This window comes from SAR86 cluster bacterium (genome assembly GCA_023703575.1).
Taxonomy (GTDB): domain Bacteria; phylum Pseudomonadota; class Gammaproteobacteria; order Magnimaribacterales; family Magnimaribacteraceae; genus Magnimaribacter.
Genome location: CP097969.1, coordinates 970,764 through 995,555 on the forward strand (window position 1 = coordinate 970,764; position 24,792 = coordinate 995,555).

The following is a 24,792-nucleotide window of genomic DNA, read 5'->3' on the forward strand; positions in this document are numbered from 1 at the left end:
AGGAGAAAAGAATGTTAAATTGGGACGATTACAAAGAACCTGAAGAAACCAAAAAATCTCAACCTATGCTTAAAGAAGAACCATCTTTAGAGCAGGCTAATCCTGAAGTAATTCATGAATCTATGGAAGAACATATTCCAGCAGAGCCAGGTACTAGAGCGAAGCAAGCAAAAGAATCTCTTGAATTATTAGATACAAAAGAAGGAGAAGAAGAGTTAGAAGGTCTTGCAGGAAGAGTTCAAGTGGACGACAAGGCTATGATAAATTGCAGGGCTGATTTAAATCAATTGGTGCCTTTTAAGTATGATTGGGCTTGGCAAAAATATCTTGATGGCAGTGCCAACCACTGGATGCCGCAAGAAGTAAACATGACTGCTGATATAGCTCTTTGGAAATCCAATGAAGGGTTAACAGAAGATGAAAGAACTATAGTTATGAGAAACCTTGGGTTCTTTTCTACGGCAGATTCCCTAGTTGCTAATAACTTAGTGCTCGCGATATATCGTCTAATAACAAATCCTGAGTGTAGACAATATATATTGAGACAAAGCTTTGAAGAGGCCATACATACACACGCATACCAATATTGTATTGAGTCTCTAGGGATGGATGAAGGAGAGATATTCAATATGTATAGAGAAATACCAAGCGTTGCAAAAAAAGCTTCTTGGGGCCTTAAATACACAAAAGAAATATCTACTCCAGGTTTTGTAACAGGAACAGAGGAAACCGATAAGTTATTATTAAAAAATCTAATTGCTTTCTATTGCGTCTTAGAGGGAATATTCTTTTATTGTGGATTCACGCAAATACTATCAATGGGTAGAAGAAATAAAATGACTGGAACTGCTGAGCAATTTCAATATATCTTAAGAGATGAATCTATGCATTTGAACTTTGGTATCGATATGATTAACCAAATAAAATTAGAGAATCCTCATTTATGGGATGAGCAGATGCGAAAAGAAGCAGCACAAATGATATTAGAAGGCGCAGAATTAGAGATACAGTATGCAAGGGATACTATGCCAAGAGGTATTCTTGGTATGAATGCAGGCATGATGGAAGAGTATCTTCAGTTCATAGCTAATAGAAGGCTTGTACAAATAGGTTTAGAAGAAGAGTTCGAAGGTGCAACTAATCCTTTTCCTTGGATGTCGGAAATCATGGACCTAAGAAAAGAGAAGAACTTCTTTGAAACAAGAGTCATCGAGTATCAAACAGGTGGCGCTCTAAGCTGGGACTAAAGACAAAGATAATTGCTCATAGAGGTGCATCAGAAGATGCACCCGAAAACTCCATATCAGCTTTTAGAGAGGCCTTTAAGCAGAAAGCTGATGGAATAGAACTAGATGTAAGGCTAACTGCAGATAAGCGCATTGTTTGTTTCCATGACAAATCGGCTTTGCGCACAACCGGCTTTGATAAAAATATAGATGAAGTGACTTTTACAGAACTACGGTCTTTAGATTGTTCTTATGGTTTTGGAAAGAATTGGAAAACCGAAAAAATACCTGAGATAAAAGAGGTTTTTTCGATCCTTCCTCATGATAAAGATATGTTTATAGAAGTAAAAACTAAGGAGATTATTGTCCCCTACTTACTTCAAGAAATAGAGAGCCAGGAAGTAGCTTTAGATCAAATAACTATCATAAGTTTTTATCCTGAAGTTATACGACGCATTAAAGAACATAATATAGATATAAAATGTAACTTATTAATAGCTTTCGATTATGAAAATATTAAGATGAGTAAGATAGGGGAAATTATTCAATCAATAGGAGCAGATGGTCTTGGAGCTCAAAATCATAAAAGATTTAATAAAGAACTTATCAAAATGCTGAGGAACTTTAATAAATCCGTTCATGTCTGGACAGTTAACTCAAAAGATGATGCGGAGTATTACTTTAAAGAAGGTGTAGACTCTATTACTACGAATAGACCTTATTTTTTGAGAAATCACTTAAAAAAGATGAAATAATAAAAATGGATAATATATGAAAGATCATGACTTAAACTTTTTGGAGCTTGTGCAATCGTCTCTGAAGAATGTTGAAGAATGCGATATTTATCAGGTTAATGCAATGTTAGAACAAAATAAAGAATTCTATTTAATAGATGTAAGAGAGGATAGAGAGTGGGTACAAGGATTCATTACAGGTGCAACACATCTCGGTAAAGGGATCATTGAAAGAGACATCAGTAGCGTTGTAACAGATAAAAATGAGCTAATAGTTTTGTATTGCCAAGGAGGATTTAGATCAGCCTTAGCTGGAGAAAATATTAAGAAAATGGGATACAAAAATGTTAAGTCAATGTCAGGTGGCTTTAGCGAATGGGTAAATAATAACTTTGCTGTTGATAAGCCTCAGTAAAAGATAAAATATAAGTTGCGCGCAATATGGAATCTTCTAAAACGGTAGGTATAACAGAGGTAGTCTTAAGAGATGGTATACAGTCTTTATTGGCAACAAGAGTGCCTTTAAGAGATCTAGTTTCAATTCTTCCAACTTTAGATAAGGTGGGTTATTGGTCGCTTGAAACCTGGGGGGGAGCTACTTATGATTCCTGTATCAGATACCTTAATGAAGATCCATGGGAAAGATTAAGAACCTTTAACTCTCTATTAAAGAACACACCACAGCAAATGCTAATTCGTGGCCAAAATCTTGTTGGTTACAAACATTACTCGAACAGAGTAGTATCGAATTTTCTAGAAAAATCGGCAGAAAATGGGATAGAGATTTTCAGAACTTTTGATGCGTTAAATGATTTCGAAAATATTGATTTCACAATCAGAGAAGTAAAGAGAATAGGTAAGCATGCACAAGGAACAATGGCTTATACAACAAGTCCTGTTCATAATTTGAATACTTGGATAGATCTAGCAAAAAAAATAGAAGATGCCGGAGCAGATTCTCTGGCAATTAAAGATATGGCGGGTCTACTTAGACCCTTTGATGCTTATGTGCTAGTAAAGAATTTAAAAAGTACCTTATCCATTCCAATCCATATGCAAACACATGCCACTACAGGTATGTCCACTGCCACAAACATGAAGGCCATCGAAGCAGGAATAGATAATATCGATACTTCTATATCCTCCTTAAGCATGACTTATGGTCATACTGCAACAGAAACTATGTTAGCAATTTTTGAAAATCAACAGCAGCAAATAAATCTGGATTTAAGTGCCTTAGAAGAAGTATCTATATTTTTTAAAGAAATAAGAGATAAATATTCTGAATTTGAGGGAAATCTTAAGGGAGTTGACTCTTCAATGTTGGTAAAACAAGTTCCTGGAGGAATGTTGTCTAACCTAGAATCTCAATTAAGAGCTAACAAACAAGAAGATAAGATAGATCTGGTCAAAGATGAAATACCTAAGGTCAGGAAAGATTTTGGATATCCCCCTCTTGTAACGCCAGCATCGCAGATTGTGGGGGCTCAAGCTCTCCTCAATATAATGAGCAGCAGAAGATATGAGAATTTATCAAATGAGTCCCTAAACCTAATTCTTGGTAAATATGGAAAACTGCCCGGAGAGATAGAACCTGACCTCTTGAGAAGAGCTGAATCAATAGGTGTTGATGGTGATAGTTATGATGAAAATGAACTAGACATTATGGCAAATGAATTGAGAGATTTATGCAGTAATAACGGATTACCTGATTTAAGTGAGAAGATCGAAATGCTGTTAACTTATATTATGTTTCCAAATATCGCGTTTCCTTTTTTCAAAGAGTTAGATATTTGACTAGAGATAGTTTGAAGCAGCTTCTGAGATCGGATCTCCCTCAATTCTTGAATGATACATAATCCTTCCCTCATTTAAATCCCACATACTTGCCTGGTGCATCAAGCACCTATTGTCCCAGATTACAGCATCTCCTACTTGCCATGAGTGATGATAAACCCAGTTTTCATTGCTACAGGCAAACTCTTCTAGTTCTTTGGCTAGATCCTGTGCCTCTTGATCTGACATACCCGTAATCTTATTTATGTGTCTACCTATTGTTAAACATTTTTGACCTGTCTCTGAATGAGTTTTTACTAATGGTCTGAGTGGCTTAGGATGAATATCGAAACCATAACTATTGAATTCACTCACTTTAGGATCTTTATGTCCAAATCTTTCTTTTTGACTCCATTCATATGAATGATAAGCTGATAAATCTTGAATTTTTTCCTTCATCGCGACACTGAGTCCTTCATAGGCTGCTCTCATATCAGCCCAACCTGTTTCTCCTCCTTTTTTTGGTACTTTATGAGCTGTAAAAACGGCTCCTTTTGCCTGAATAGGCATATAGGTACTATCGTGATGCCATTCCATATTGCCCTTTAATGACTTAACAATATCATCATCATTCGCATCTCTTATCGAGCCGTCATTTCGAACATTACTTATTGGAGAAAGTTCAAACTCTAATGCACCAAAATTTTTTGCAAATTCTATCTGCTGCGAATTGGTTAAATTTTGCTGTGGAAAAATTAAAAGGGCATACTGAAGCCATAATTTATAAATCTCTTGAACTTGATCTTTATTGAGATCGGGCAAAGATAATTCCGAGACTTTTGCGCCAAAAGATCTATCTAGTGGTTCGACTTTCATTCATGTATCACTTTATTTATGTAATTCTTAATCTAAAATAGGTCACAGTAATTATTCTACTAACATATTCAGCTTTCGGAAAACAAAATAATTGATTTTATGAAACTACTACTCTGGAATTAAATATATGAAACTTTCAAATTCTTACATAGGATTACCAGAGGAATTTTATCAAGTGGTGAATCCAACTCCAGTAAAAAATCCAAAGACACTTATTTACAATGAGGATCTGGCAGATTCACTTGGTATAAAATTAGGAAATGAAGAGGTATTAAATTTCTTTTCTGGTAATGAATTGCCAGAAGGTTCAGTTCCAATAGCATTGAATTATGCAGGGCATCAGTTTGGAAACTTTGTTCAGCAACTGGGGGATGGTCGTGCTGTCTTGCTTGGTGAAATCAATAATAAAGATGGAACGTATGATTTACAGTTAAAAGGCTCTGGAAAAACTATGTTTTCAAGGCAAGGAGATGGTAGATCAGCTCTAGGACCAGTCATAAGAGAATATATTCTCAGCGAAGCAATGTACTATCTAGGAGTTCCTACTTCGAGAGCTCTTGCGGCAATAGCAACAGGAGAACATGTTGCAAGAGAAACTTTTGAACCCGGAGCTGTATTTACACGAATTGCTAAAAGTCACTTAAGAGTGGGAACCTTTGAATATTTTGCTTCCAGACAACAATTAAATGATGTCAAGATGCTGGCTGATTTTGCTATACAAAGACATTATCCAGAAATAAGAGAAACGGAGAAACATTATCTTGAACTTCTAAAAAGGGTAGCTTCTAATCAATCTAAACTCGTATCAAAATGGATGAGTGTTGGGTTTATACATGGAGTAATGAATACTGATAATTTTAGCATTTCTGGAGAGACTATTGATTATGGGCCATGTGCTTTTTTAGATGAGTACCACCCTGGAAAAGTGTTTAGTTCAATAGATCAAAATGGAAGATATGCGTTCGGTAATCAACCAAGCATTGCGTCATGGAACCTTGCCTCTCTCGCAGGTTGTCTTATTGCATTCATTGATAAAGATTCAGATAAAGCTAATGAACTTGCCACAGAGGTCTTAGATAATTTTTCGAAAGAAACTAACCAAAGAATTCTTGATCTGATGTGCGAAAAGATTGGATTAAATGGAAGAAAAAAAGAGAATCAAACTTTACTCAGGAATTTTCTTAAAATAATGATGGACAATGAAGCAGACTATACTATTACCTTCAGAAACTTATCAAAAGTCCTCTTTGAAGACTCTGATGCATTTTTTAATCAATTTGCTGAGAAAAAAGAAATTAATGCCTGGTTGAATCATTGGGAGCAAGCATTAAAAAAAGAGCATAAAGATCTCTCCAATTTAACAGAGAATCTCGATCGAATTAATCCTGTATATATTCCAAGAAATCATCAGGTCCAATTCGCTATCGATCTAGCTTACGAAAATGACTTTTCAAAAATGTTAGAGATGATAGAAGTATTTAAAAATCCATTTAAAGAAGTATCAGAATATGTATCTTACTCTCAAGCCCCTCTTGAAAAGGAAAAAATAAGGAGAACCTTTTGTGGGACATAAAATATTTCTCTTGTTTATACAAATAAAAAAAAGAGGGCCAAAATGGCCCTCTTTCTAATTTATAAGAAACTAAATTAAGCTGTTTGCTTATCGTCTACAGCTGCCTTCCAAATCACAAGACCAAATAAGATTTTGTTGATGAAATCAGCAAGGTTATAAATTAAATTTAATGTATCTGCATCCACTGCACCCATTAGGTATCCAAAAACATAACCTAAAGGATAGATAGCCCAACCAACTACTATGATCAATAGCATTGAATTGTATGCTGTTTGGACAGAGGCACTGGTGGTAGCAACTACAGTTTTACCTGCTCCCATGTATAGTACATATATCATGTACAACCATGCTGCCATTCCAATGATAAATGCTGGCAATGCTGCCATAACACCTGCTTCACCCATGTAACCAAAAATTAACATGACTAGTGAACCAAGTAAAAGTTGCCAGAATAAAGATCCAGCAACAACTGTGACTGCTGCAAGTATCAAGTAGAACTCGACCATCTGCAGTGGTACTGTTAATAACCAGTCTATATATCTAAATACTGTAGGTGTTTCTCCAGTATCAACCCAAACACCTCTCATGTATAGGTAGTGCCAAAAAGCTATACCGCAGATTAAACCTGCAACTGTTAATGAAGTTTTCCATTTGCCTTCTACATTGCTTCTTTCCGCAAAGAAAAAAACCGTAGCAGCCGCCATAGCAGCTGTAACTAGCCAAAAGGAAACGCCAACAAAATCGTCAGAATCTAAATCACCACCTGAAGCGGCAAATAGAGGAGCTGCGATCATGCTTGATAGAATCAATAAAGATTTCATATTTCTCTCCCGTTATTTATGTATCTCGAGTACAAAAGCTATTTAATCTTAATTAAACGACGTTTAAAGTTCAATTAAGCAAATAGACATTAAAAATATACTATCTACAGACATTAATTACAACGAGAAAAATGCAGAAAACGTCCCCAAAGTCAATAAATTAGATTTTATTAATATTTAGATTGGTTTTAAGGCTGAATAGATTAGAGATCTTAACTCTCTTCTAACTTGATAGGTTGAAGATGGAAGTAATTGAGTCAAGAATATTACGAACATATCTTCTTTGGGATTTATAAAAAAAACTGTGCTAGCCGCACCGCCCCAGCCAAATTCTCCTATGTCGCTTAAAGATTGAGATTTTGCAGGATCAAGCATCACAGAAAACCCAAGTCCGAAACCCACTCCTGCATATGGTGTTTCACTAAAGGCCGATTCACTCATTTCGGTCAAATCTTGATTATTTGGTAAATGATTTGCAGTCATCAACTCTAAGGTTTTTCTTCCTATCAACCGCTTCCCCTTAAATTCCCCTTGATGCAATAACATGTGACAGAAATTATGATAGTCACTCATGGTAGAAAATAATCCCCCTCCTCCAGAAGCCATTTTTGTATTTAGGAATGGTATTTCTAATAACCTTGGATGGCCTTTAGGATTATGTTCGTACAAGGAGGCTAATCTATCAATTTTATCTTCTGGACAAGAGAAACTAGTATCAGACATTTCCAAAGGCTTAAAAATATACTCCATAAAATAATCTTCAAGATTCATTCCAGAAAAAACTTCTACAAGATGCCCCAAAACATCAGTAGAAACAGAATAATTCCATTTATCGCCTGGCGAAAACTCAAGAGGGATTGTAGAGAGTGTATCAACAAATTCCTGTAAAGTTTCTGATTGCTGTACTTTTGTTTTTCTATAAGCAGCATCTACATTAGTTCTATACATAAAATCGTAAGTTAACCCCGACATATGACTGAGAAGGTCTCTTATAGTCATGTGTCTTTTAGGTTTTGAAGTCAAAAAATTTGGATAGATTCCAGATTCATAAACTCTAAGGTTCTTCCATGAAGGAATATACCAATAAACCGGATCATCTAATCTAAATTTACTCTTCTCAAGTAATTGCATGATTGCGATACTCGTTATTGCCTTGCTCATTGAATAAATTCTAAAAATTGTGTCCTCTTGCATAGGTTTTTTATTTTCCCTGTCCATCATTCCAAGAGAATCTAAATAGGCCACTTCGCCCTTTCTTGAAACTAGCGTCATGGTTCCAACATACTTGCCTTCCTTTACATAGGTTTCGTCTAAGTATTCTCTTATGTTTTTTAAAACTGTGGCATCTAAACCTACTGTTTCAGGCTTAACAACTTTCATAAATCCTCCGAGTTGATTGGATTTCAACTGAATTAGTTAATTAATATTCACTATTTAATTTGAAGTGTACAAAAAAAATATTAATATGGTTAATAAATTTATTGGGGAATAGTATTTATGTACGATTTAGTTATTAGAAATGGAAAAATTGTAGATGGAAGCGGTGAGGCTTCTTTTATGGGCGATATAGCGATCAAAGGAGATCGCATAGTAAAGATTGGTCTTGTTGAAGATAAAGGAAATAAAGAAATAGACGCCGAAGGCAACCTTGTGACTCCTGGTTGGGTAGATATTCATACACATTATGATGGTCAAGTTTGCTGGGACGAATATTTGACACCCTCTTGCTGGCATGGGGTTACAACTGTGGTAATGGGAAATTGTGGAGTGGGATTCGCTCCAGTTAAACCTGGTACCGAAGAATTTCTAGTTCAACTCATGGAAGGTGTAGAAGATATTCCAGGAGTTGCATTGAATGAAGGAGTCAGTTGGGATTGGGAAAGCTTTCCTGAATATCTTGATTCTATTGGTAAAAAGAATTACGCAATGGACATTGGAGCTATGATTGGACATGGCCCAATTAGATCGTATGTTATGGGAATGGACAGATGCCAAGGGAAAGAAGAAGCATCCGATGAAGAAATAAATGAAATGGCAAAGATCACAAAAGAAGCAATTGAAGCTGGAGCCCTTGGATTTAGTACTTCTAGAACATATCTTCATAGAGATAAATTTGGAGAGTATGTTCCTGGAACAGAGGCCACTGCAAAAGAAATGAGAAAAATTGCCAATACCATAGCTGATCTTGGTCAAGGCACCTTAGAAATCGTTTCAGACTGGATGGATCAAGACATAGAATTAGATTGGGTTAAAGAATTTGTAGAAAAGTCTGATAGAACACTTACTTACGCTCAAACAGGCGGTAACCCAGTAGAGACTTGGAAATATTGCGAAGAAAATTTTTCTAAGGGTGTAAAAATAAGACCCCAATTTCCAGGCAGACCCACTGGAATGCTCTTTAGTTTAGAGTCTACCGTTCATCCTTTCATTGCACATCCAAGTTATGGTGAGATAGCAGATAAAACTTTAGAGGAAAAGGTTGCTATTATGAAAGATGAATCTTTTAGACAAAAGATTCTTTCTGAAGAGCCCGCAGTTGATAAAAATCATATGATCTACACTCTAATGATGTCATTTGATAAACAATTTCCTATGAATGAGATACCTGATTATGAACCTTCATATGAAGAAAGTATTGCTGGCATAGCAGAGAGTTCAGGTAAATCAGTAATGGAAGTAATGTACGATGAGTTGCTCAAGAATGAAGGAAAAACTTTTGTTTGGGCACCCTTTTCTCCTTATCCCGACCATAATCTAGATACATACAAAATGATGATGGAGTTTGAAAGTTCTGTTGCTGGCCTTAGCGATGGAGGAGCTCACTGTGGCCTTATATGCGATGCAAGTATGCCGACATGGAATATAGCTCACTACACAAGAGATAGAGTAAAAGGAGATAAGATTCCTCTGGAATTTCTCATAAGGAAACAAACTAAAGAGACAGCAGAGACCTTTGGTTTAATGGATAGAGGACAAATCAAAGAAGGTTATCTAGCTGATATTAATATCATTGATCATGAAAATTTATGTGTATACAAGCCTGAGATGGTTCATGACTTACCAACCGGCAGCAGAAGAATTATTCAAAAGGCGGGGGGATATATAGCAACTATCAAGAGTGGAGTTGTAACTTTTAAGAATGATCAAGCTACTGGCGAGCTTCCTGGAACCGTTTTAAGAGGCGAAAGAACTGCTGAAGCAATTAGCGCATAAATCTGACTTTCCATGTCATTTAGCACCCCCGACTTGTCTGATGCAAATCCAGAGGCTCAGGCCCTTTCCCCTATTCTTAAAAACTTAGGAGGTAAGGAAATTTTCTGGGGGAAAATTGAAACGCTTCGATGTCCTGATGACAATTCCTTTGTTAAAGAGCTTTTAAATTCTGAGGGTGGAGGAAAAATTCTTGTTGTGGATGCAGATGCTATAACTACAGTCGCATTAATAGGAGATATGATCGCAGAAGCTGGAGTGAAGAATAATTGGAGTGGAATTGTGATAAATGGCTACGTCAGAGATATAGATGTCCTGAGTAAGCTTAATTTCGGTGTTCAAGCTCTTGGTACAATGCCAGTCAGGAGTGAAAAGAAAAACCAAGGGAAAATAGGGGTAGATATTTCCTTTGGCGGGTTAACTTTTTCAAGCGGTGATTATGTCTATGCAGACAATAATGGACTTTTGCTTAGTAAAAAAGAGTTAAATCTTTCTTAGATTGATCTTAACGCTTCAGTAATATCTCTTCTAGCGGCATTCCATGCGGGGAACACCCCACCTATAAAACCTACAAGTAATGCCAAGGTGAGTCCTTGTTGAATGATCTCTCCTGTAACTGCAAAGGCAAATGCGGTCTGGGAGAAAGAAGCGCCAGCTAGCGTTGAAACAGTGTATCCGTTGAATAATATATAGGCTATAGCACCTCCTAATAAACCACCAATCGTGGCAAGTAATAAAGCCTCTATCAGTAGCGCAAGTAGAACGGTAGTGCCCTTAAATCCCAGAGCTCGGAGCGTTCCTATCTCGACCAATCTTGTAGATACAGCACTATACATGGTATTTAAAGCTGCAAAAACTGCACCGATTGCCATTATGTAACCTACTACTTGGCCAAAAACCTTAATCAAATCTGCTCCAGAGGACTGATTTTCATAAAAGTCACTTTCAGACTGAACTTTGAGCTCTAAGTTTGGGTAACTTTCCACAAATAATCCAACCTCATTGAATGAATCTGGAGAATCTAATTTTAAGATCATGCTTGATGCCGAGGCTCCCCTTCTGAAAAGGCCTTGAGCGGTTGCTAAATCAGCCCAGATTTCTGACTCGTGAACATCACCATTACTTGAAAAAATTCCTACAACTGTGGCAAAACTATCTCTTACTTTAATCTGATCTCCAATCTCAAGTCCTTCGTATTGATTATTAGCTCCTTTTCCAACTATTATTTCTGCTGTTCCAGTAGTAAAGTTTCTACCCTCGATGATATTAACTTCAGGACGAATTCTAAAACTTGCAGGTTGAACCCCTCTGATTGGTAAGTTTGATGTCGATTCCGCACCTTTTTTCTTAAGGTCTATAATTGCAAATAACTCGGCCGCAATCATTGGCTCGCCATCTATAGATTTAATACCTGGAGAACTAGAGACAGTATCAAGCTCTGTCATAGCAACTCCACTGCTCAACTCCGAACTTGATCCATCTCTTAGAATAATTACTCTATCCTTTTCTCCTGTACTAGAAATTGTAGAACTTAGGCCCTCAGCCATGGCTAACAAGGAAACCATGACAGCTACCGACCCAGCTATCCCCACAATGATCACTAGTGAAGAACCTGATCTTTCTAGAACAGAGCGTAAATTCATATTTGTAACCAATAATACTTGCCTAATAAAACTCATATTAATTTTTCCTCAAAGCATCGACCACGTTTAATCTCATAGCCGAAAGAGCCGGTAAAACTCCTGATATTAAAGCAGTGATAAAAGCAACTAAGATTGCACTTATTACAATAGATATAGAAAACTCTATCTCTCCTGAAAAACCTATGGCCACTCCAGAAAACATAGGGAACAATAGATAAGCTATCAAAACTCCTATTATCGCTCCAGCTACACACAACAAGAAAGACTCTGCTAAGACAAAGAGCATTATTAATCGATCAGGAAAACCGACTGCCTTCAATGCACCTAGTTCGGGAGTTCTCTCTCTAACTGCCTGGCTCATAGTATTTCCTGTTAATAAAAGGATTGTGAAAAAAGAAGCAGCCAAAACTGAATTAATAATTAAGCCTATATTTCCAATTTGTTCAGCAAACATACGACTGAAAGCTTCCTCTGTAGACGTCTTTGTTTCATCTAAAGAGTTCTTAAATAGCTCATCTATCTCCTTTGCAATAGATTCAGCCTGCTCTGGATTTTTTATTTTCACTATATAGTTACCAGGTCTACCCGTTTCGTAAAGTCTAGCCTCATCAAAATATTTCCAATTAATAAATGCTTCATCTTGTTCGCCACTGGTGTTATTTATATATGTGCCCACAAGATCAAACTCCCAAACACCTCCGCCCTTCTTAGGCCATATGTCAGCAATAATAGGAATCCTATCTCCTATTTTCCATCCAAACTGATCAGCTAAATCTTTCCCGACGATCATCCCTGTAATGTTTCGTGAAAAGGCTTCTTGCGCTCCTTCACTCAACTCCCATTCAGGATAAACATCAAAATAATTATCTGGAACAGGCCATTTTGGAAAAAAGTTTTGTCTTTCTTTGTAAGTACCTCCAAACCATTGACGCCAAACAACAGTATCTACACCTTCTACCATTTCTATTCTATTTTTATGAGCCATTGGAAGAGATTCAGTAAAAGCAAGCCGAGACACAACTATGAGTCTATCTTGTCCGGCAAAATCTACCTCACTATTAAAAGCTACGGCAACTGATCTTCCCAAAGAAAACAACAAGAATGCAGTGGCGATTGAAAAAATAGTCATAAAAGTTCTAATCTTTTTACGATTTATGCCTGATTTAACGATCATCCAATATTTCATTATCCCTCCCTAAGTGCATCTACAACTCTTAAGCGCAAGGCTTGATAAGCTGGAACAACAGCAGACATGAGTGCAATTAATAATCCTATCAGGAAACCACCTAAAACTATTTCTAGCGATATAGAAACTGTATCTTCCAATATACCACCCGACATTATTTCTATGGCCGGAATAATTAAAGCTGTAACCAATAAACCCATCAGTACAGCAGAGAAACAAATTGTGACAGCTTCTAAAATGACCGAGATAAAAATAATATTGTCTTTATAACCAAGGCACTTAAGCACTCCTATGTCGCTTGTTCTTTCTCTTATAGATTGAGCAAGCGTATTTGAGGAAACCAGCAATATGGTAAAAAATACAGATAACAGTATTGAATTCACAATTAATTCAACATCTGCAATTTCTCCTGCCATTTCGACTGCAATCATTGATTCAGGACCTGATCTTGTAGCATAAGAAGAATTCATGAACTGCTCATCAATTTGTTTGGAAATTTTTTCACCCACTTCAGGGGAAGTAGCTTTGACCATAATCGTGCCTAAAGTTCCCTTTTCACTCATTCTAGCTTCATCAAAAGCAGGCCAATTAATTATCGCTCCTAACTCATCTCCTTTAATTTGTTTTGCTGTGTAAAATCCCACAACCTCAAAGGACCAATTGTAAGTTCCATCTATATTTAGCGATGATGATTCTGTGTTTAATCTATCTCCTATTTTTAGACCCTTCTGATCTGCCATCAACTGACCAACTATTGTGGCATTTGGATTACTTTTTAAAGCAAGTATGGCTTGTTCCGTTGCTTCAAATCTATCATATACATCGAAAAAATTTGGGCTAACGGCATAAGCGACTCCTTCCATCATACTTTCTATGCTATCTGATATAAGAAAATCCATGTACATCACTTCCTCAACGCCTTCTAGTGTTTCTATGTAATTAACGTGAGAATAAGGCAGTTTTCCAAGCATATTGTATCTAGGCATAACTATTATGTTATCCGCAGAAAGGCCCTCTATAGAACCTGTAAAAAGGCCAGAAAGGGTATTTAAGGATCCGTACAGTACGAATGCAATAAACATAGACATTATTGTCAAAAAAGTTCTTAGTCTTTTTCTTATTAATCCTATCTTTACTAAGGTCCAATACATTAAGATGTCAGTTTTCCTTTGTCTAAATGTAAAGTCCTCTTGGCGGATTCAGCAGCTACTGGATCATGAGTCACCATTAAGATGGTTTTGCCATGGTCGCGGTTTAATATCTGCAAGAGTTCTAATATTTCAGTAGCAGTATCTCGGTCCAGGTCACCTGTTGGCTCGTCACAAACCAATATGCCAGGATCTGAAACAAGCGCTCTAGCAATTGCCACTCTTTGTTGTTGCCCGCCAGAAAGCTCATTAGGCTTATGACCTCCTCTATCAGAAAGACCGACAACATCAAGAGCTGTAGTCACATGTTCCTTTCTTTGAGAGCTAGAAAGATTGGTTAAGAGAAGAGGGATCTCTATATTTTTATTGGCAGTTAAAACTGGAAGAAGATTATAGAATTGAAAAATAAAACCTATATTAGTTGCTCTCCAGTCACTTAAGCCAGATGGGCTCATTTGTTCGAGGTGCTCTCCATTGACAACAACCTGTCCAGAAGTGGGTGAATCAAGTCCACCTATAAGGTTTAAAAGGGTTGATTTTCCCGAACCAGAAGGCCCCATAAGAGCAAGAAAATCCCCTTTGGGTACCTCTAAGCTAAGGTCGTCTAATACAACAAGCGTTTCTCTTCCTCTTTCGTATGTTTTATTTACGGACTGAACCTCAATTAAGTTAGACATGATTACCTCTTTTTTATTTTATTATTACTTGTTGATTGTTTTCTAATTCATTATCAAATATCGCTACCACAGTCATTCCTGATTTCAGACCATCTATTACTCTTGCATAATTTGCAGTTTCTTCGGCAACCTCTACTTTTGTGAGCCGAATTTTTGATCCTTCGAGCGCTTGAACAACTGACTGATCATCTTTAATAGCCACAGCTGCTAAAGGAATCATTACACCCTCTTTAACAATTTCAGGGCTTTTATTTTCTACTTTCCTCAAGAAAGACACTCTACTGCCCATATCGGGGAGAACCCTTTCATCCTTTTCAAGAAGAGCAATTCTAACTTTTACGGTTGCTTTGTTTCTATCAGCCGTAGGAATAATTGCTATAACTTCAGATGGTATGTCCCATTTAGGATATGCATTTAAATTTGTTATGACAGGTTGGCCTGGCTTTACTCGATTTATGAAGGCTTCATTTACATCTACTTCAACTTCAAGAGAATCCATGTCAACAATTGTACAGATACCTGTATTAGTAAATCCGCCTCCAGCTGAGACTGGAGATATCATTTCGCCTGGCTGAGCTGCTTTGTATACAACCACTCCACTAAATGGAGCTAATATTTTCATATCTTGCACAACTTGCTTCCTAATAGCATTCAAGGCCTCTAAACCCTCTACAGAAGCCCTAGCTGCATCTAAAGCGGCTTGACTAGCTAGCTCATCTTTTGCCAATTCCTGAGTTCGATTAAATATTCGCTTAGCTTCATTGAGTTGCGACTGTGAGTAATTCAAATCAGCTTGCATTGTACTATCGTCGAGTTGAGCTAATATTTGACCTTCCTCAACATACATACCTTCCTCAATAAATACCTTCATAACCTTTCCAGTCATTTTAGAAGAAACTGTTGCCCTCCTTCTAGCGACTACATAGCCTGAGGCATCAAGAATACTTGTAGCTGAAGCATCTGACATTTCAAGAGACTTAACTGTGAAAGTAGTCACTTCTTTAAGTTCATCATCTGATAAAAATAACCACCAAAAAAGGCCTACGATCAGAACAGATATGGCAAGTAAATATAGTTTACTAGACTGTTGTCCTCCAGCTGCAGGAGGAGCAGATCTATCTATCTTTAAGTTATTGAGTAAATTTTCTCTATCACTCATCTAAGTATCCATATTATCAATCCACTTCTCTATGAGCTCAACAGCCTCATGATGCATTAAGGATCTACCAGACTCTGGCATCATGACTCCGGGATCAGTTGAAATCATTCTATGCAAAAGTATAGATTCTCTAGAATTTCCAGGTGCAATGGAAAACTTATGTCCTCCACTTCCCCTTCCTGTAGCAACTGGCTTTTTATTAATTCCTAAATGCTTAGGTCGACTTTCAGTTAAATCTAAGTAAAGTCCAGTAGAGTTAGCCCCTCCCGTTGAAATATGACAATGGCCACAATTAATATCTAAATAAGATCTAACTCTGTCGTCCAAAGAATAAGTTTGGTCACTCCAATCTACAGGTGTATTAAGATCAATTTCAATACCATCTATGTAATCAAGTCTCATCCATTTAGTTAATTGATTAATTGATCCGTCTTGATAATCAAATACTTTATTGAGATTCCTTGCTTTTGGTCCAATTGGCATTACGGCATCATTATAAGAATGACATTCTTTACACTGATTTTTATTAGGTACTCTGTATCTTACTGATCGCTTCTCCCCTTCAAAATCTATCCATTCATTAAGGATTGTTTTGCCGGCTTTTTTTATAAATGCCTCATTTTGTTCATCATTCCAAGCGTAAGATACAGCTTCCCAGCCTGTTTGCTTTCTAAGTAACAATCTTGTCTCCATAAGTCTCTTTCCAAGGGATAAATTTCTTTCATCAACTGGATAATAAAAGGTTTTGATCAAAGCTGATCCTACAGGAAAGTTAAATACCTGATCTTTTCTAAAGGATGCCTTTTTACCCTCTGGTATATATACCCATCTTTGTTTATATGAGTAGTCAGAAAAAAGTGAAGAAATTAACTCATATGGAACAACTCTTTCAGACGGGATTTGAGCTTGAGAATCTTTAAAGAATGAAAATTCTGATAGTTTTTTAGGAAATTTTTCCTGCAAAATTATTTCATTTTCAATAGCATACAGAAAATTTATAGTAAAAGTTATTAGAAAAAATAATGTCAATTTTTTCATAGCTCTTAATTCAAAATCACCTCTGGTAAGGGCCTAACTTTCCCTTCATAGGCTTTTATATCTCTCTCTACTGGATCAAAAAAAGGAAGGATATATTTGATTGGATTAAGTGTTAAAAAAGTTGCATCTCCATTATTTGAAATAACAAGTCGTTCATCATCGGGTTGTCCGAATATGATTTGGTTCATTGGCAGGATCCCATCCCAAAATATATCGGGCATGTTTCCATCAGAGAGTTCAAATAGTATTGCTGCAAGTTCTCCCGTATCTATATCTGGATCAAAACCGCCGTCACCAAATCTATTTCCGTGAATCTGAATGGACTTAGGGTGAGGATTATAGTTTTCATCGTCAGTTGCATAACCATAAGTGACTATCGAGAGATTCACAGTGCCATTTCCGTATATGTCATTATCAAATACTTCAACATCAGAATTAGCTTGAATTATTATTCCAGTGCCCCTTGGCACTTCTCCGACTATGTTGCCTTCTGGAGCAAAGTTATCTGTATCATTATTAATAGCTTTATTTCTAAAGACTCTTACATTATGACCACCTTGTTGGGGTAAATCAGGAAGATCAAACACCAAGATCCCTCCTGTATTATGTGAAGCTAAATTATCAAATACATCCGCGTAATAAGAATTTTCTATCTCTATTCCAGCCACATTATATTGTGCAATACTATTTTTGACGATTATGTTCCTAGACTGTCCAACGTAAATGCCCGCATCTGAGGCCCCTATGGCCACACAACCGTCTATAAGGACATTTTGCGACTCGACAGGATAAAACCCATAGGCTCCATTAGTTTCCTTTGGTCCGCCAGTCCATTCCGTTCGTAGACGAATCATATTTATTCCGTCAGCTCCAATTACCTTAATAGCATCTCCTGTAGCATCCAAAATGGCAAAGTCTCGAAGAGTAACTCTGTCAGAAGTAACTAAAAGACCTTGAGCTCCAGATATTTGATTTCCAAAGTTTAATATTGTGTCGTTTATTCCAGATCCCTCAAAAATAACATCATCAATATCTAAAGAAATACCATCCTCAAAAAAATATTCTCCAGGCTCCAAGGTAAGCACATCACCAGGTTGCATTTCTATGAGCGCTTCTTGTATTTTCTCGGAAGAATTCTCGCTTGGACCAAGCAAAAGTTGTCTTGCTTCCAAGGCAAAAGAAGAGACACTAAGTAAGAAGAATAGAAAGAAATTTTGCATTTTTCCCCATTTTTACAATATTTATATGTTAATTATAGTAGATTTATATAAAAGTTATGAGTTATAAAATTTACAGAACTTTTTTATTTCTATTTTCCTGATAAAGTTTGTAAAAGTAAGGATTAGATAATATGAACTTTGAGACAATAATAATAATTTTGCAAACTGTTGGACCATTTACAGTATTAGTTACTGTCTACTTTCTTGTAACAGAGTTAAAAGAGCAAAATAGAGTAGCTAGAGCAAATGCAAGGCAGAATATTGCAGATAGCCACCAAAAACTTACATTAGCGGGCCTGAATAAAAGACTAATTGAAATTAAAGTAAAACTGAGAAAAGGAGAAGAGCTCACTGAAGAAGAAGATGCAGCTTACTTAACCCACTTTTCAGCGATACTTAGAGCAAGACAAAGCCAACACTATCAATACACTATTGGAATGCTCGATGAATCAGAATGGTCAGCAATGCTCTCCTCTTTTAGAACGCTTTTAAAAGATCAAAAAAATTTAGAGATATGGACATGGGTATCGCCCACCTTTCCAGAAGACTTTGTTGAGTTGGTAGAAAAAGAAAGAATGAAAATATAGGTAACGCAAATAATGAAGAATGAACATCTGGATTACTTATTTAGATCCTTAAAGCATCATCCAAGCCCTTATATAATTTACGATCTCGATGGCTCTATTAGATGGATAAATTTAGCTGCTGAGTATATTTTTAGAACAGAAGATATTTCTGAAATAGGAATAAAAAAGATTAACCTCGAAGAAAATGAGGTCAGTAAAGATCTTATTGCTCAATCTTATTCTACTCCTGTTGAAGTCAGACTGAGAGAGATTGAGTTTTTTATGAAGACAAGAGTTCACTTAATACCCTCTGAATCTTCTAAAGACTTTATGTTGGTTGAAGTTTTATGTAATTCAAGACTAGGTTTAGAAGCTCTTAGGCAAACAATTTCTTGTATAGAGTATGACAGAATCGATCTAGCTTATCAGAAGCAATATGACTTAAAAACTGGCCAAATTACTGGTGTGGAGGCCCTACTCCGATTAAGAGATGAAGAAGGTCAAATTATTCCAAATGATGTGATCATTCCTGAAATAGAAGGGGAAAGTTTATTTTCATTAGTTGTAAAGTCTTCGTTAGAAAAACTCAAAGAGATATTTGCTATCAAATCAGAGATAGGACTAGAAAACGCAACCATTTACCTCAATGTCTCTGCTCATACAATAATGCATCCTGAATTTAGTTCTATTTTTTCTAATTTTGTAGACGAAATGGGATTTAAAAAGAATGATTTTGGCCTTGAGGTTACAGAAACAGCTGAATTAAGTAGCACTGAACAAGCCGGGTTATACCTTCAAAGATTGAAGGATAGTGGGATCAAAATAGCACTAGATGACTTTGGTGCAGGCTATGCGTCTTTGAGGTATGTAAAGGATTTACCTCTAGACGTTATAAAATTGGATAAACACTTCACAAATGGTTTAGATGACCAAGCAACAGCGAAATTAATTGGTTTTGTTGTAGAAGTTTGCAACTCCCTTTCTTTAGAAATGATAGGAGAAGGTATTGAAACCGAGGAGCAAAAAAAACAAATGCTTGAAATAGGATGTGCTATAGGACAAGGATATCTGATGCACAAACCTGAATTTATTGAAACACTTAAGAATCAGAATGGATAAGATATCAAAAAATAAAACCTCTAAAGGTGCAGAAGAAATTTTACTAGCACAAATAAAACAGGAATTTACTACACCTGCAGACGCGATTTCTGATTATCTAGAACTTGTAGAAAAAACACTCCTTGAAGCTCAAATCTCAATGGAAGACGAGATTGAGCAAATAAAATCAGGCTGCAAAAGATTAATTGATCAATACGAAGAAGCATTTACAGAAAATACTGGCCCAAATGCAACTACTGTAAAGAAGACCCCCGAAGAATATTCTGAATTGAGACACAATTTAAGAACTCCTTTAAATGCAATTATCGGTTATAGCGAAATACTCATAGAGGACTTAGAAGATGACTTGAGCGAAGAATCTTTAAAAGATTTACAAAGTATTATCGAGTTATCAAGAGAAACAGAAACGGCAATTGAAAACTTTGTTGATTATATTCGTGGAGAAGCCATTAAGACTTCGGAAGGAGATTCTCAGCTTGAATCTGCTGAGTCACTATTTAAGTCTTTAGGAGATATTAACTATTCTCTTGAACTAGATGAAAGCCTCGAAGGGGCTGACATTTTAATCGTCGATGATAATAAAACAAATTGTGAGGTTCTTGAAAGACGTCTAACAATGCAAGGTTTACAATGCAGAACTGCCTATGACGGAACAACAGCCATCAAGAAAGTGGAGGAAAAATTACCAGACTTAATTCTTCTTGATGTTATCCTTCCTGATATAAATGGACTTGAGCTTCTTAAGAAATTTAGAAGCGAGAATACCAGCGAGAATCTCCCCATCATAATGGTTTCGGCATTCAATGATGTAGATGGTATTGCAAAATGCATTCAGCTAGGTGCACAAGACTATCTTCCAAAACCGCTTAATGGAACTATCTTACTTGCAAAGGTAATTTCGTCTTTAGAAAGAAAATTTTTTAGAGAAAGAGAGAAAGAGTTAGTAAATAAATTACACATACAGGCTACTACAGATCAATTGACAGGTATTTCAAATAGAAGAGTAGTCTTTGAAGAGCTCGAGAATTCATATGCTGAGTTACAATCTGGGCATAAAAAGGATTTCTCCGTAATAATGATTGATATTGATTTCTTCAAATCGGTTAATGACACATACGGACACTCAGGAGGAGATGAAGTCCTCAAGGCTATGGCGAATGTTTTAAAAAATTATGTAAGTGAACCTAATATAGTTGGAAGAATTGGTGGTGAAGAATTCCTTGCGGTAATATTTGATCAAGAAGATATAGAAGCCTACTGTGATAACTTGCGTAGGGAGATTCATACCATAAAAGTTTTCTATGAAGATCATGAAATCTCCATAACTGCTAGTGGAGGCGTCGCAATTACTTCAGAGTCTGGAAACGCGTCAGATGTTATAAACAAAGCTGATGAAAGGCTGTATGATGCTAAGAAATCAGGAAGAGATAAATTTGTTATTAGTTAAGAGTGGAGATGTAGATGGCAAAAATTTTGTATGTTGAAGATAACGAAATGAATAGAGATATGTTGTCAAGAAGATTACAGAGAAGAGATCACGAGATATTACTAGCATTTGATGGAAAAGAAGGGCTCGATATGATGAAATCTGAAAAGCCTGATTTAGTCCTTATGGACATGGGTCTTCCCGTGATGGATGGATGGGAAGCAACAACAACAGCCAAAGGGGATCCAGAAATAAAAGATATACCAATAATAGCTCTAACCGCACATGCCTTGGAATCTGATAGAGTCAAAGCCTTAGATTGCGGTGCTGATGATTTCGATACTAAACCGGTAGACTTCAAAAGGTTGCTGGAAAAAATTGAAGGACTTCTAGGATAAGATTCTTATTGATTGTAGATATTAGTAACTATAGTTGAGAGTTCGTCCATAGAAACCTCGTCTTTCTTAACCATTCCTGCCACATTCTTTTCAAGCATCTCTCTTTGTACTTCTGTTAAATCTTTACCTGAATATACAAGCACAGGTGCCCTTTCCGTTTCATTAAATTCCTTCATATAATTCTCTAAGAACTCAAATCCATCCATTCGTGGCATCTCTAGATCAAGAACAATCAAGTTAGGATTTTTATTTAGTTTTTCTAAGCCTTCTTTACCATCTTTGGCAGTATCAAATTTAAAGCCAGCATCACTTAGCATTCGAGACAGTAAATCACGAACATCGGTATCATCATCAATAATTAGAACGGTTCCATCGTGATCAGTTAAAGAGATATGTTTAGATACCGTTTCCAAGAATAAATCTCTATTGATTGGTTTTGTTAAATAATCATCGGCTCCTAGTGATTGAGATAAAACATCTTGTGACAATTGGCTTACCATAACTACAGGCATTTCCTTTAGTTCAGGATCACTTTTACATTCCTTCAATATTGACCATCCATCTCTTCCGGGCATCAAAACATCCAAAAGAAGTAACTTTGGTTTCATCTCTCTTACAATCTGCATACCCTTTTCACTATCTACAGCGCCTACTAGCTTTAAACCAATTTTTGATAGGGTTCTACGTATAAGATCATGCATAGCGACATCATCATCAATCAGAACTACTATCTTTTCTTCTTCTGTAAGTTTGTCGATAGTATTACCTTGCTCTAATTCATCATAACCTTGAGGACATTCTCTTGGTACATATAATGTAAAGACTGATCCAACGCCGAGCTCACTGGTTACAATCACATCACCCCCCATCATCTCAGCTAATTTTTTAGTGATAGGCAGTCCAAGTCCTGTTCCGCCATGCTTCGCTGATGTTGATCTTTCAGCTTGTTCGTATTCTCTAAAGACTTTGCTTAAACCCTCTTCAGACATTCCTTCACCAGTATCTGATACAGAAAATCTGATCATCTCTACATCTTCCTCAAAAAAGGTATCTACATCTAGGGTAACAGTACCATTTGAAGTAAATTTAAATCCATTACTCAAAAAGTTAGTCAGACATTGTCGAATTTTTGTTTCATCTTGAGTCATGGACCCAAGAGCATCTTCTAAATTAACTTTGAAACCATTGTCATTTGTAGCAGCAAGAGGGCCTGTAACATCCTTTATCGTATCAACCATCCCCTCTATCTCGAAACTAGTCAAGTACAGCTCCATTCTTCCAGCTTCTATCTTAGAAATATCTAGAATGTTGTTAATAAGAGATAACAGGTGACTTCCGGCTGAAGTGATTTTTTTTAGATCAGGAAGTAAATCATCATAACCAAGGTCCTCACAATCCTCTGCTAACATTTCTCCATAACCTAGGATGGCATTTAAGGGTGTTCTGAGTTCGTGGCTCATGTTAGCAAAAAATCTAGTTTTTTCTGCATTTGCATCCCTTGCTTCATCCCTAGAAGTCTCCATTTCACTCGTACGGGCAGAAATTAAAGCATTCACCTCATCCGACATTCTTGAGAAGGCTAAAGACATTAATTCAACTGAAGCTTCTTCATTACCTGCTCCATCACCTTCTTTGGCTAACTCGGTCATTTTCTTGATATCTTCGAGAATAAGCTTCTGAGCATCACCTTCTAATTGATCGGCTAGGAAAGACATTTTTTCAATGATTACCCTATCTCTTTCTTTCCTTCTTTTTGCCTGTTGTTTTCTAATGTCTTCCATCTCCAAAAGATGACCTCTGTAACTGTGAAGAGCTGTAGAAAGGTGACCTACTTCATCATTTTTGGATGCTAAAAGTCCATGGCGTTCTGGCATCTTCTGAGAATGATCTCCTTGTGTTAAACCTTCTAAGACTGCAATTGCGCGTGTGATTCCTCCAAAAGTTCTATATGTAATGTAAGCAGTTAATCCGACAATGAATAAAATCATAAGAGCTGAAACAAAATAACTCCTTGCAAGAACTTCAGAAGCCCTTTCCATGGCTAACTTTTCATCTTTAAATATAAATAATTCTGCTTTATCTGACGATAAGTAAGTACTCAATGGAATTAAAGTAATAGAAGTTCCGAGATCAGAATCCTTCGAGCTGTGCCTGCTTCCATTTTCTGTCATCAACAAATTAGCTTTTTCTACGTTTTGAGAGTAATTCTCAATACCGAATCTTGACTCAGAGCTGAAATCATCTGATGAATAGTCTTCTTCAAGAGAAATCAGTCCTTCGGGAGTCTTGATACCTGTTCTGACCTCAAATTCATCTTCAAAAATCTCAATTGCCTTTCTCACATCCACTCCTAGAATTATGTTGGCAAAAGTTTCTTGATTAACTTTTATGGGAAATGAATAAGTTTGATTTAAAGTAGCCGTTTGTACATTATCAGCATCCAATATCTTTAAGGTCGATTGTCTTGGTCTCTCTGATATATCTTTTATGTGAGAATCTAAATAAGAAAAAAATTCAGGTCTGGCTTTAGGACTACAGGCATCTATGCCAAGTAAATCTAGTGCGCTTCCACAATAAAATCTTTGACCGTTTGGAAAGTAAGCCATTACAAAACTTAACTCGCCATCATCCAATTCCTCTTCAAATATATATTCAATTAAGTACTGAAGATCACCAAGAGATCGGTTTTCTATAGTGTTGAAAATTGGATTCAAATAGTTACCTGAAGAATCAACTTCATCTACGAAAGTTTCATCATCTGGATCCCAGATATCTCCTTTTTCTCCAAAACCCGGAAGCCAGCTTGCCATAGACTCGTAAGTACCATTGAAGGTTTGGTACCAAGCTGACTCATAAAGCACTACCAAGGATTCACCCGCAGCATCTTCTTGAATTGAGTCTCTACTGTCTGTAGAAAAATAGAAGACTACCGTTACTAGCAGATACCCTACTACCACGAACAGCAGAAGTTGCAGTCTAATTGACATATTTGAGAG

22 protein-coding genes are annotated in these 24,792 nt (G+C 36.5%); 11 read left to right on the top strand and 11 right to left on the bottom strand.

The genetic code is table 11. The annotated features are described in order from the left end of the window. Positions 1-11: 11 nt before the first annotated feature. Genes M9C83_04870 through M9C83_04885 form a run of 4 tightly spaced genes read left to right on the top strand, consistent with a single transcriptional unit; the run spans position 12 to position 3,757 of the window. Positions 12-1,247: a ribonucleotide-diphosphate reductase subunit beta gene (locus M9C83_04870; protein ID URQ65991.1), complete on the top strand. Its 1,236-nt coding sequence runs from the start codon at positions 12-14 to the stop codon at positions 1,245-1,247. 53 nt (positions 1,248-1,300) lie between these two features. Continuing rightward, positions 1,301-1,981, top strand: coding sequence for a hypothetical protein (locus tag M9C83_04875; GenBank protein ID URQ67396.1), 681 nt, complete (start codon positions 1,301-1,303; stop codon positions 1,979-1,981). Positions 1,982-1,997: 16 nt separating this feature from the next. Further along, positions 1,998-2,375, top strand: a complete 378-nt coding sequence (locus M9C83_04880) for a rhodanese-like domain-containing protein (protein ID URQ65992.1) — start codon at positions 1,998-2,000, stop codon at positions 2,373-2,375. 26 nt (positions 2,376-2,401) lie between these two features. Then, positions 2,402-3,757 (top strand): pyruvate carboxylase subunit B, encoded by a 1,356-nt coding sequence (locus tag M9C83_04885; GenBank protein ID URQ65993.1) that lies wholly within the window; start codon positions 2,402-2,404, stop codon positions 3,755-3,757. On the opposite strand, the gene M9C83_04890 is transcribed toward M9C83_04885, so the two are convergent. Next, the gene (locus M9C83_04890) at positions 3,758-4,612 is read right to left on the bottom strand and encodes a TauD/TfdA family dioxygenase (protein ID URQ65994.1); all 855 of its coding nucleotides are present in this window, start codon (positions 4,610-4,612) and stop codon (positions 3,758-3,760) included. A gap of 127 nt (positions 4,613-4,739) precedes the next feature. On the opposite strand from M9C83_04890, the gene M9C83_04895 reads away from it, so the two are divergent. After that, positions 4,740-6,185 (top strand): YdiU family protein, encoded by a 1,446-nt coding sequence (locus tag M9C83_04895; GenBank protein ID URQ65995.1) that lies wholly within the window; start codon positions 4,740-4,742, stop codon positions 6,183-6,185. 74 nt (positions 6,186-6,259) lie between these two features. On the opposite strand, the gene M9C83_04900 is transcribed toward M9C83_04895, so the two are convergent. Together M9C83_04900 and M9C83_04905 are read right to left on the bottom strand one after the other, a co-directional pair. Beyond that, positions 6,260-7,006, bottom strand: a complete 747-nt coding sequence (locus M9C83_04900; GenBank protein URQ65996.1) for a bacteriorhodopsin-like — start codon at positions 7,004-7,006, stop codon at positions 6,260-6,262. Positions 7,007-7,183: 177 nt separating this feature from the next. Then, positions 7,184-8,386 carry a beta-lactamase family protein gene (locus tag M9C83_04905; protein ID URQ65997.1) on the bottom strand — a complete coding sequence of 401 codons (1,203 nt, stop codon included), beginning with the start codon at positions 8,384-8,386 and terminating at the stop codon, positions 7,184-7,186. 117 nt (positions 8,387-8,503) lie between these two features. Between M9C83_04905 and M9C83_04910 the strand changes: the two genes are divergently transcribed. Together M9C83_04910 and rraA are read left to right on the top strand one after the other, a co-directional pair. Further along, complete coding sequence (locus tag M9C83_04910) at positions 8,504-10,219, top strand: amidohydrolase family protein (GenBank protein URQ65998.1); 1,716 nt, start codon at positions 8,504-8,506, stop codon at positions 10,217-10,219. A gap of 12 nt (positions 10,220-10,231) precedes the next feature. Then, positions 10,232-10,714 (top strand): ribonuclease E activity regulator RraA, encoded by a 483-nt coding sequence (gene rraA, locus M9C83_04915; GenBank protein ID URQ65999.1) that lies wholly within the window; start codon positions 10,232-10,234, stop codon positions 10,712-10,714. Here rraA and M9C83_04920 read toward each other — a convergent pair. Genes M9C83_04920 through M9C83_04950 form a run of 7 tightly spaced genes read right to left on the bottom strand, consistent with a single transcriptional unit; the run spans position 10,711 to position 18,287 of the window. Further along, entirely contained in the window at positions 10,711-11,895 is a 1,185-nt protein-coding gene (locus M9C83_04920) for an ABC transporter permease (GenBank protein ID URQ66000.1), read from the bottom strand. The genes rraA and M9C83_04920 overlap by 4 nt on opposite strands. Position 11,896: 1 nt before the next feature. After that, complete coding sequence (locus M9C83_04925) at positions 11,897-13,045, bottom strand: ABC transporter permease (protein ID URQ66001.1); 1,149 nt, start codon at positions 13,043-13,045, stop codon at positions 11,897-11,899. Continuing rightward, positions 13,045-14,196 carry an FtsX-like permease family protein gene (locus M9C83_04930; GenBank protein URQ66002.1) on the bottom strand — a complete coding sequence of 384 codons (1,152 nt, stop codon included), beginning with the start codon at positions 14,194-14,196 and terminating at the stop codon, positions 13,045-13,047. Before M9C83_04930 ends, M9C83_04925 begins: the two co-directional genes overlap by 1 nt. Beyond that, the gene (locus tag M9C83_04935) at positions 14,196-14,870 is read right to left on the bottom strand and encodes an ABC transporter ATP-binding protein (protein ID URQ66003.1); all 675 of its coding nucleotides are present in this window, start codon (positions 14,868-14,870) and stop codon (positions 14,196-14,198) included. The genes M9C83_04930 and M9C83_04935 overlap by 1 nt, the downstream gene beginning before the upstream one ends. A gap of 13 nt (positions 14,871-14,883) precedes the next feature. Then, positions 14,884-16,029 carry an efflux RND transporter periplasmic adaptor subunit gene (locus tag M9C83_04940; GenBank protein URQ66004.1) on the bottom strand — a complete coding sequence of 382 codons (1,146 nt, stop codon included), beginning with the start codon at positions 16,027-16,029 and terminating at the stop codon, positions 14,884-14,886. Next, a complete protein-coding gene (locus M9C83_04945; GenBank protein URQ66005.1) occupies positions 16,030-17,067 on the bottom strand; it encodes a hypothetical protein in 1,038 nt (345 codons plus the stop codon). A gap of 5 nt (positions 17,068-17,072) precedes the next feature. After that, complete coding sequence (locus tag M9C83_04950) at positions 17,073-18,287, bottom strand: right-handed parallel beta-helix repeat-containing protein (protein URQ66006.1); 1,215 nt, start codon at positions 18,285-18,287, stop codon at positions 17,073-17,075. Positions 18,288-18,418: 131 nt separating this feature from the next. Between M9C83_04950 and M9C83_04955 the strand changes: the two genes are divergently transcribed. From M9C83_04955 to M9C83_04970, 4 genes are read left to right on the top strand one after another with little or no spacing between them, the layout of a single operon-like run. Continuing rightward, the gene (locus M9C83_04955) at positions 18,419-18,874 is read left to right on the top strand and encodes a hypothetical protein (GenBank protein URQ66007.1); all 456 of its coding nucleotides are present in this window, start codon (positions 18,419-18,421) and stop codon (positions 18,872-18,874) included. Positions 18,875-18,886: 12 nt separating this feature from the next. Then, positions 18,887-19,972 carry an EAL domain-containing protein gene (locus M9C83_04960; GenBank protein URQ66008.1) on the top strand — a complete coding sequence of 362 codons (1,086 nt, stop codon included), beginning with the start codon at positions 18,887-18,889 and terminating at the stop codon, positions 19,970-19,972. Continuing rightward, positions 19,965-21,419 (top strand): diguanylate cyclase, encoded by a 1,455-nt coding sequence (locus tag M9C83_04965; GenBank protein ID URQ66009.1) that lies wholly within the window; start codon positions 19,965-19,967, stop codon positions 21,417-21,419. The genes M9C83_04960 and M9C83_04965 overlap by 8 nt, the downstream gene beginning before the upstream one ends. Before the next feature lie 14 nt (positions 21,420-21,433). Then, positions 21,434-21,796, top strand: coding sequence for a response regulator (locus M9C83_04970; protein URQ66010.1), 363 nt, complete (start codon positions 21,434-21,436; stop codon positions 21,794-21,796). Between the two features lie 5 nt (positions 21,797-21,801). Here M9C83_04970 and M9C83_04975 read toward each other — a convergent pair whose 3' ends face one another. Then, entirely contained in the window at positions 21,802-24,783 is a 2,982-nt protein-coding gene (locus tag M9C83_04975; protein URQ66011.1) for a response regulator, read from the bottom strand. Positions 24,784-24,792 lie beyond the last annotated feature (9 nt).

Excerpts from the sequence above, each read along its gene's own strand:
- M9C83_04975 (URQ66011.1), bottom strand. The coding sequence starts at position 24,783 with ATGTCAATTAGACTGCAACTTCTGCTGTTCGTGGTAGTAGGGTATCTG.
- M9C83_04890 (URQ65994.1), bottom strand. The coding sequence starts at position 4,612 with ATGAAAGTCGAACCACTAGATAGATCTTTTGGCGCAAAAGTCTCGGAA.
- M9C83_04930 (URQ66002.1), bottom strand. The coding sequence starts at position 14,196 with ATGTATTGGACCTTAGTAAAGATAGGATTAATAAGAAAAAGACTAAGA.
- M9C83_04895 (URQ65995.1), top strand. The coding sequence starts at position 4,740 with ATGAAACTTTCAAATTCTTACATAGGATTACCAGAGGAATTTTATCAA.
- M9C83_04885 (URQ65993.1), top strand. The coding sequence starts at position 2,402 with ATGGAATCTTCTAAAACGGTAGGTATAACAGAGGTAGTCTTAAGAGAT.
- M9C83_04945 (URQ66005.1), bottom strand. The coding sequence starts at position 17,067 with ATGAAAAAATTGACATTATTTTTTCTAATAACTTTTACTATAAATTTT.
- M9C83_04880 (URQ65992.1), top strand. The coding sequence starts at position 1,998 with ATGAAAGATCATGACTTAAACTTTTTGGAGCTTGTGCAATCGTCTCTG.
- M9C83_04925 (URQ66001.1), bottom strand. The coding sequence starts at position 13,045 with ATGAAATATTGGATGATCGTTAAATCAGGCATAAATCGTAAAAAGATT.
- M9C83_04900 (URQ65996.1), bottom strand. The coding sequence starts at position 7,006 with ATGAAATCTTTATTGATTCTATCAAGCATGATCGCAGCTCCTCTATTT.
- M9C83_04955 (URQ66007.1), top strand. The coding sequence starts at position 18,419 with ATGAACTTTGAGACAATAATAATAATTTTGCAAACTGTTGGACCATTT.
- M9C83_04920 (URQ66000.1), bottom strand. The coding sequence starts at position 11,895 with ATGAGTTTTATTAGGCAAGTATTATTGGTTACAAATATGAATTTACGC.
- M9C83_04935 (URQ66003.1), bottom strand. The coding sequence starts at position 14,870 with ATGTCTAACTTAATTGAGGTTCAGTCCGTAAATAAAACATACGAAAGA.
- M9C83_04950 (URQ66006.1), bottom strand. The coding sequence starts at position 18,287 with ATGCAAAATTTCTTTCTATTCTTCTTACTTAGTGTCTCTTCTTTTGCC.
- M9C83_04940 (URQ66004.1), bottom strand. The coding sequence starts at position 16,029 with ATGAGTGATAGAGAAAATTTACTCAATAACTTAAAGATAGATAGATCT.
- M9C83_04870 (URQ65991.1), top strand. The coding sequence starts at position 12 with ATGTTAAATTGGGACGATTACAAAGAACCTGAAGAAACCAAAAAATCT.
- M9C83_04970 (URQ66010.1), top strand. The coding sequence starts at position 21,434 with ATGGCAAAAATTTTGTATGTTGAAGATAACGAAATGAATAGAGATATG.
- M9C83_04965 (URQ66009.1), top strand. The coding sequence starts at position 19,965 with ATGGATAAGATATCAAAAAATAAAACCTCTAAAGGTGCAGAAGAAATT.
- M9C83_04910 (URQ65998.1), top strand. The coding sequence starts at position 8,504 with ATGTACGATTTAGTTATTAGAAATGGAAAAATTGTAGATGGAAGCGGT.
- M9C83_04905 (URQ65997.1), bottom strand. The coding sequence starts at position 8,386 with ATGAAAGTTGTTAAGCCTGAAACAGTAGGTTTAGATGCCACAGTTTTA.
- M9C83_04960 (URQ66008.1), top strand. The coding sequence starts at position 18,887 with ATGAAGAATGAACATCTGGATTACTTATTTAGATCCTTAAAGCATCAT.
- rraA (URQ65999.1), top strand. The coding sequence starts at position 10,232 with ATGTCATTTAGCACCCCCGACTTGTCTGATGCAAATCCAGAGGCTCAG.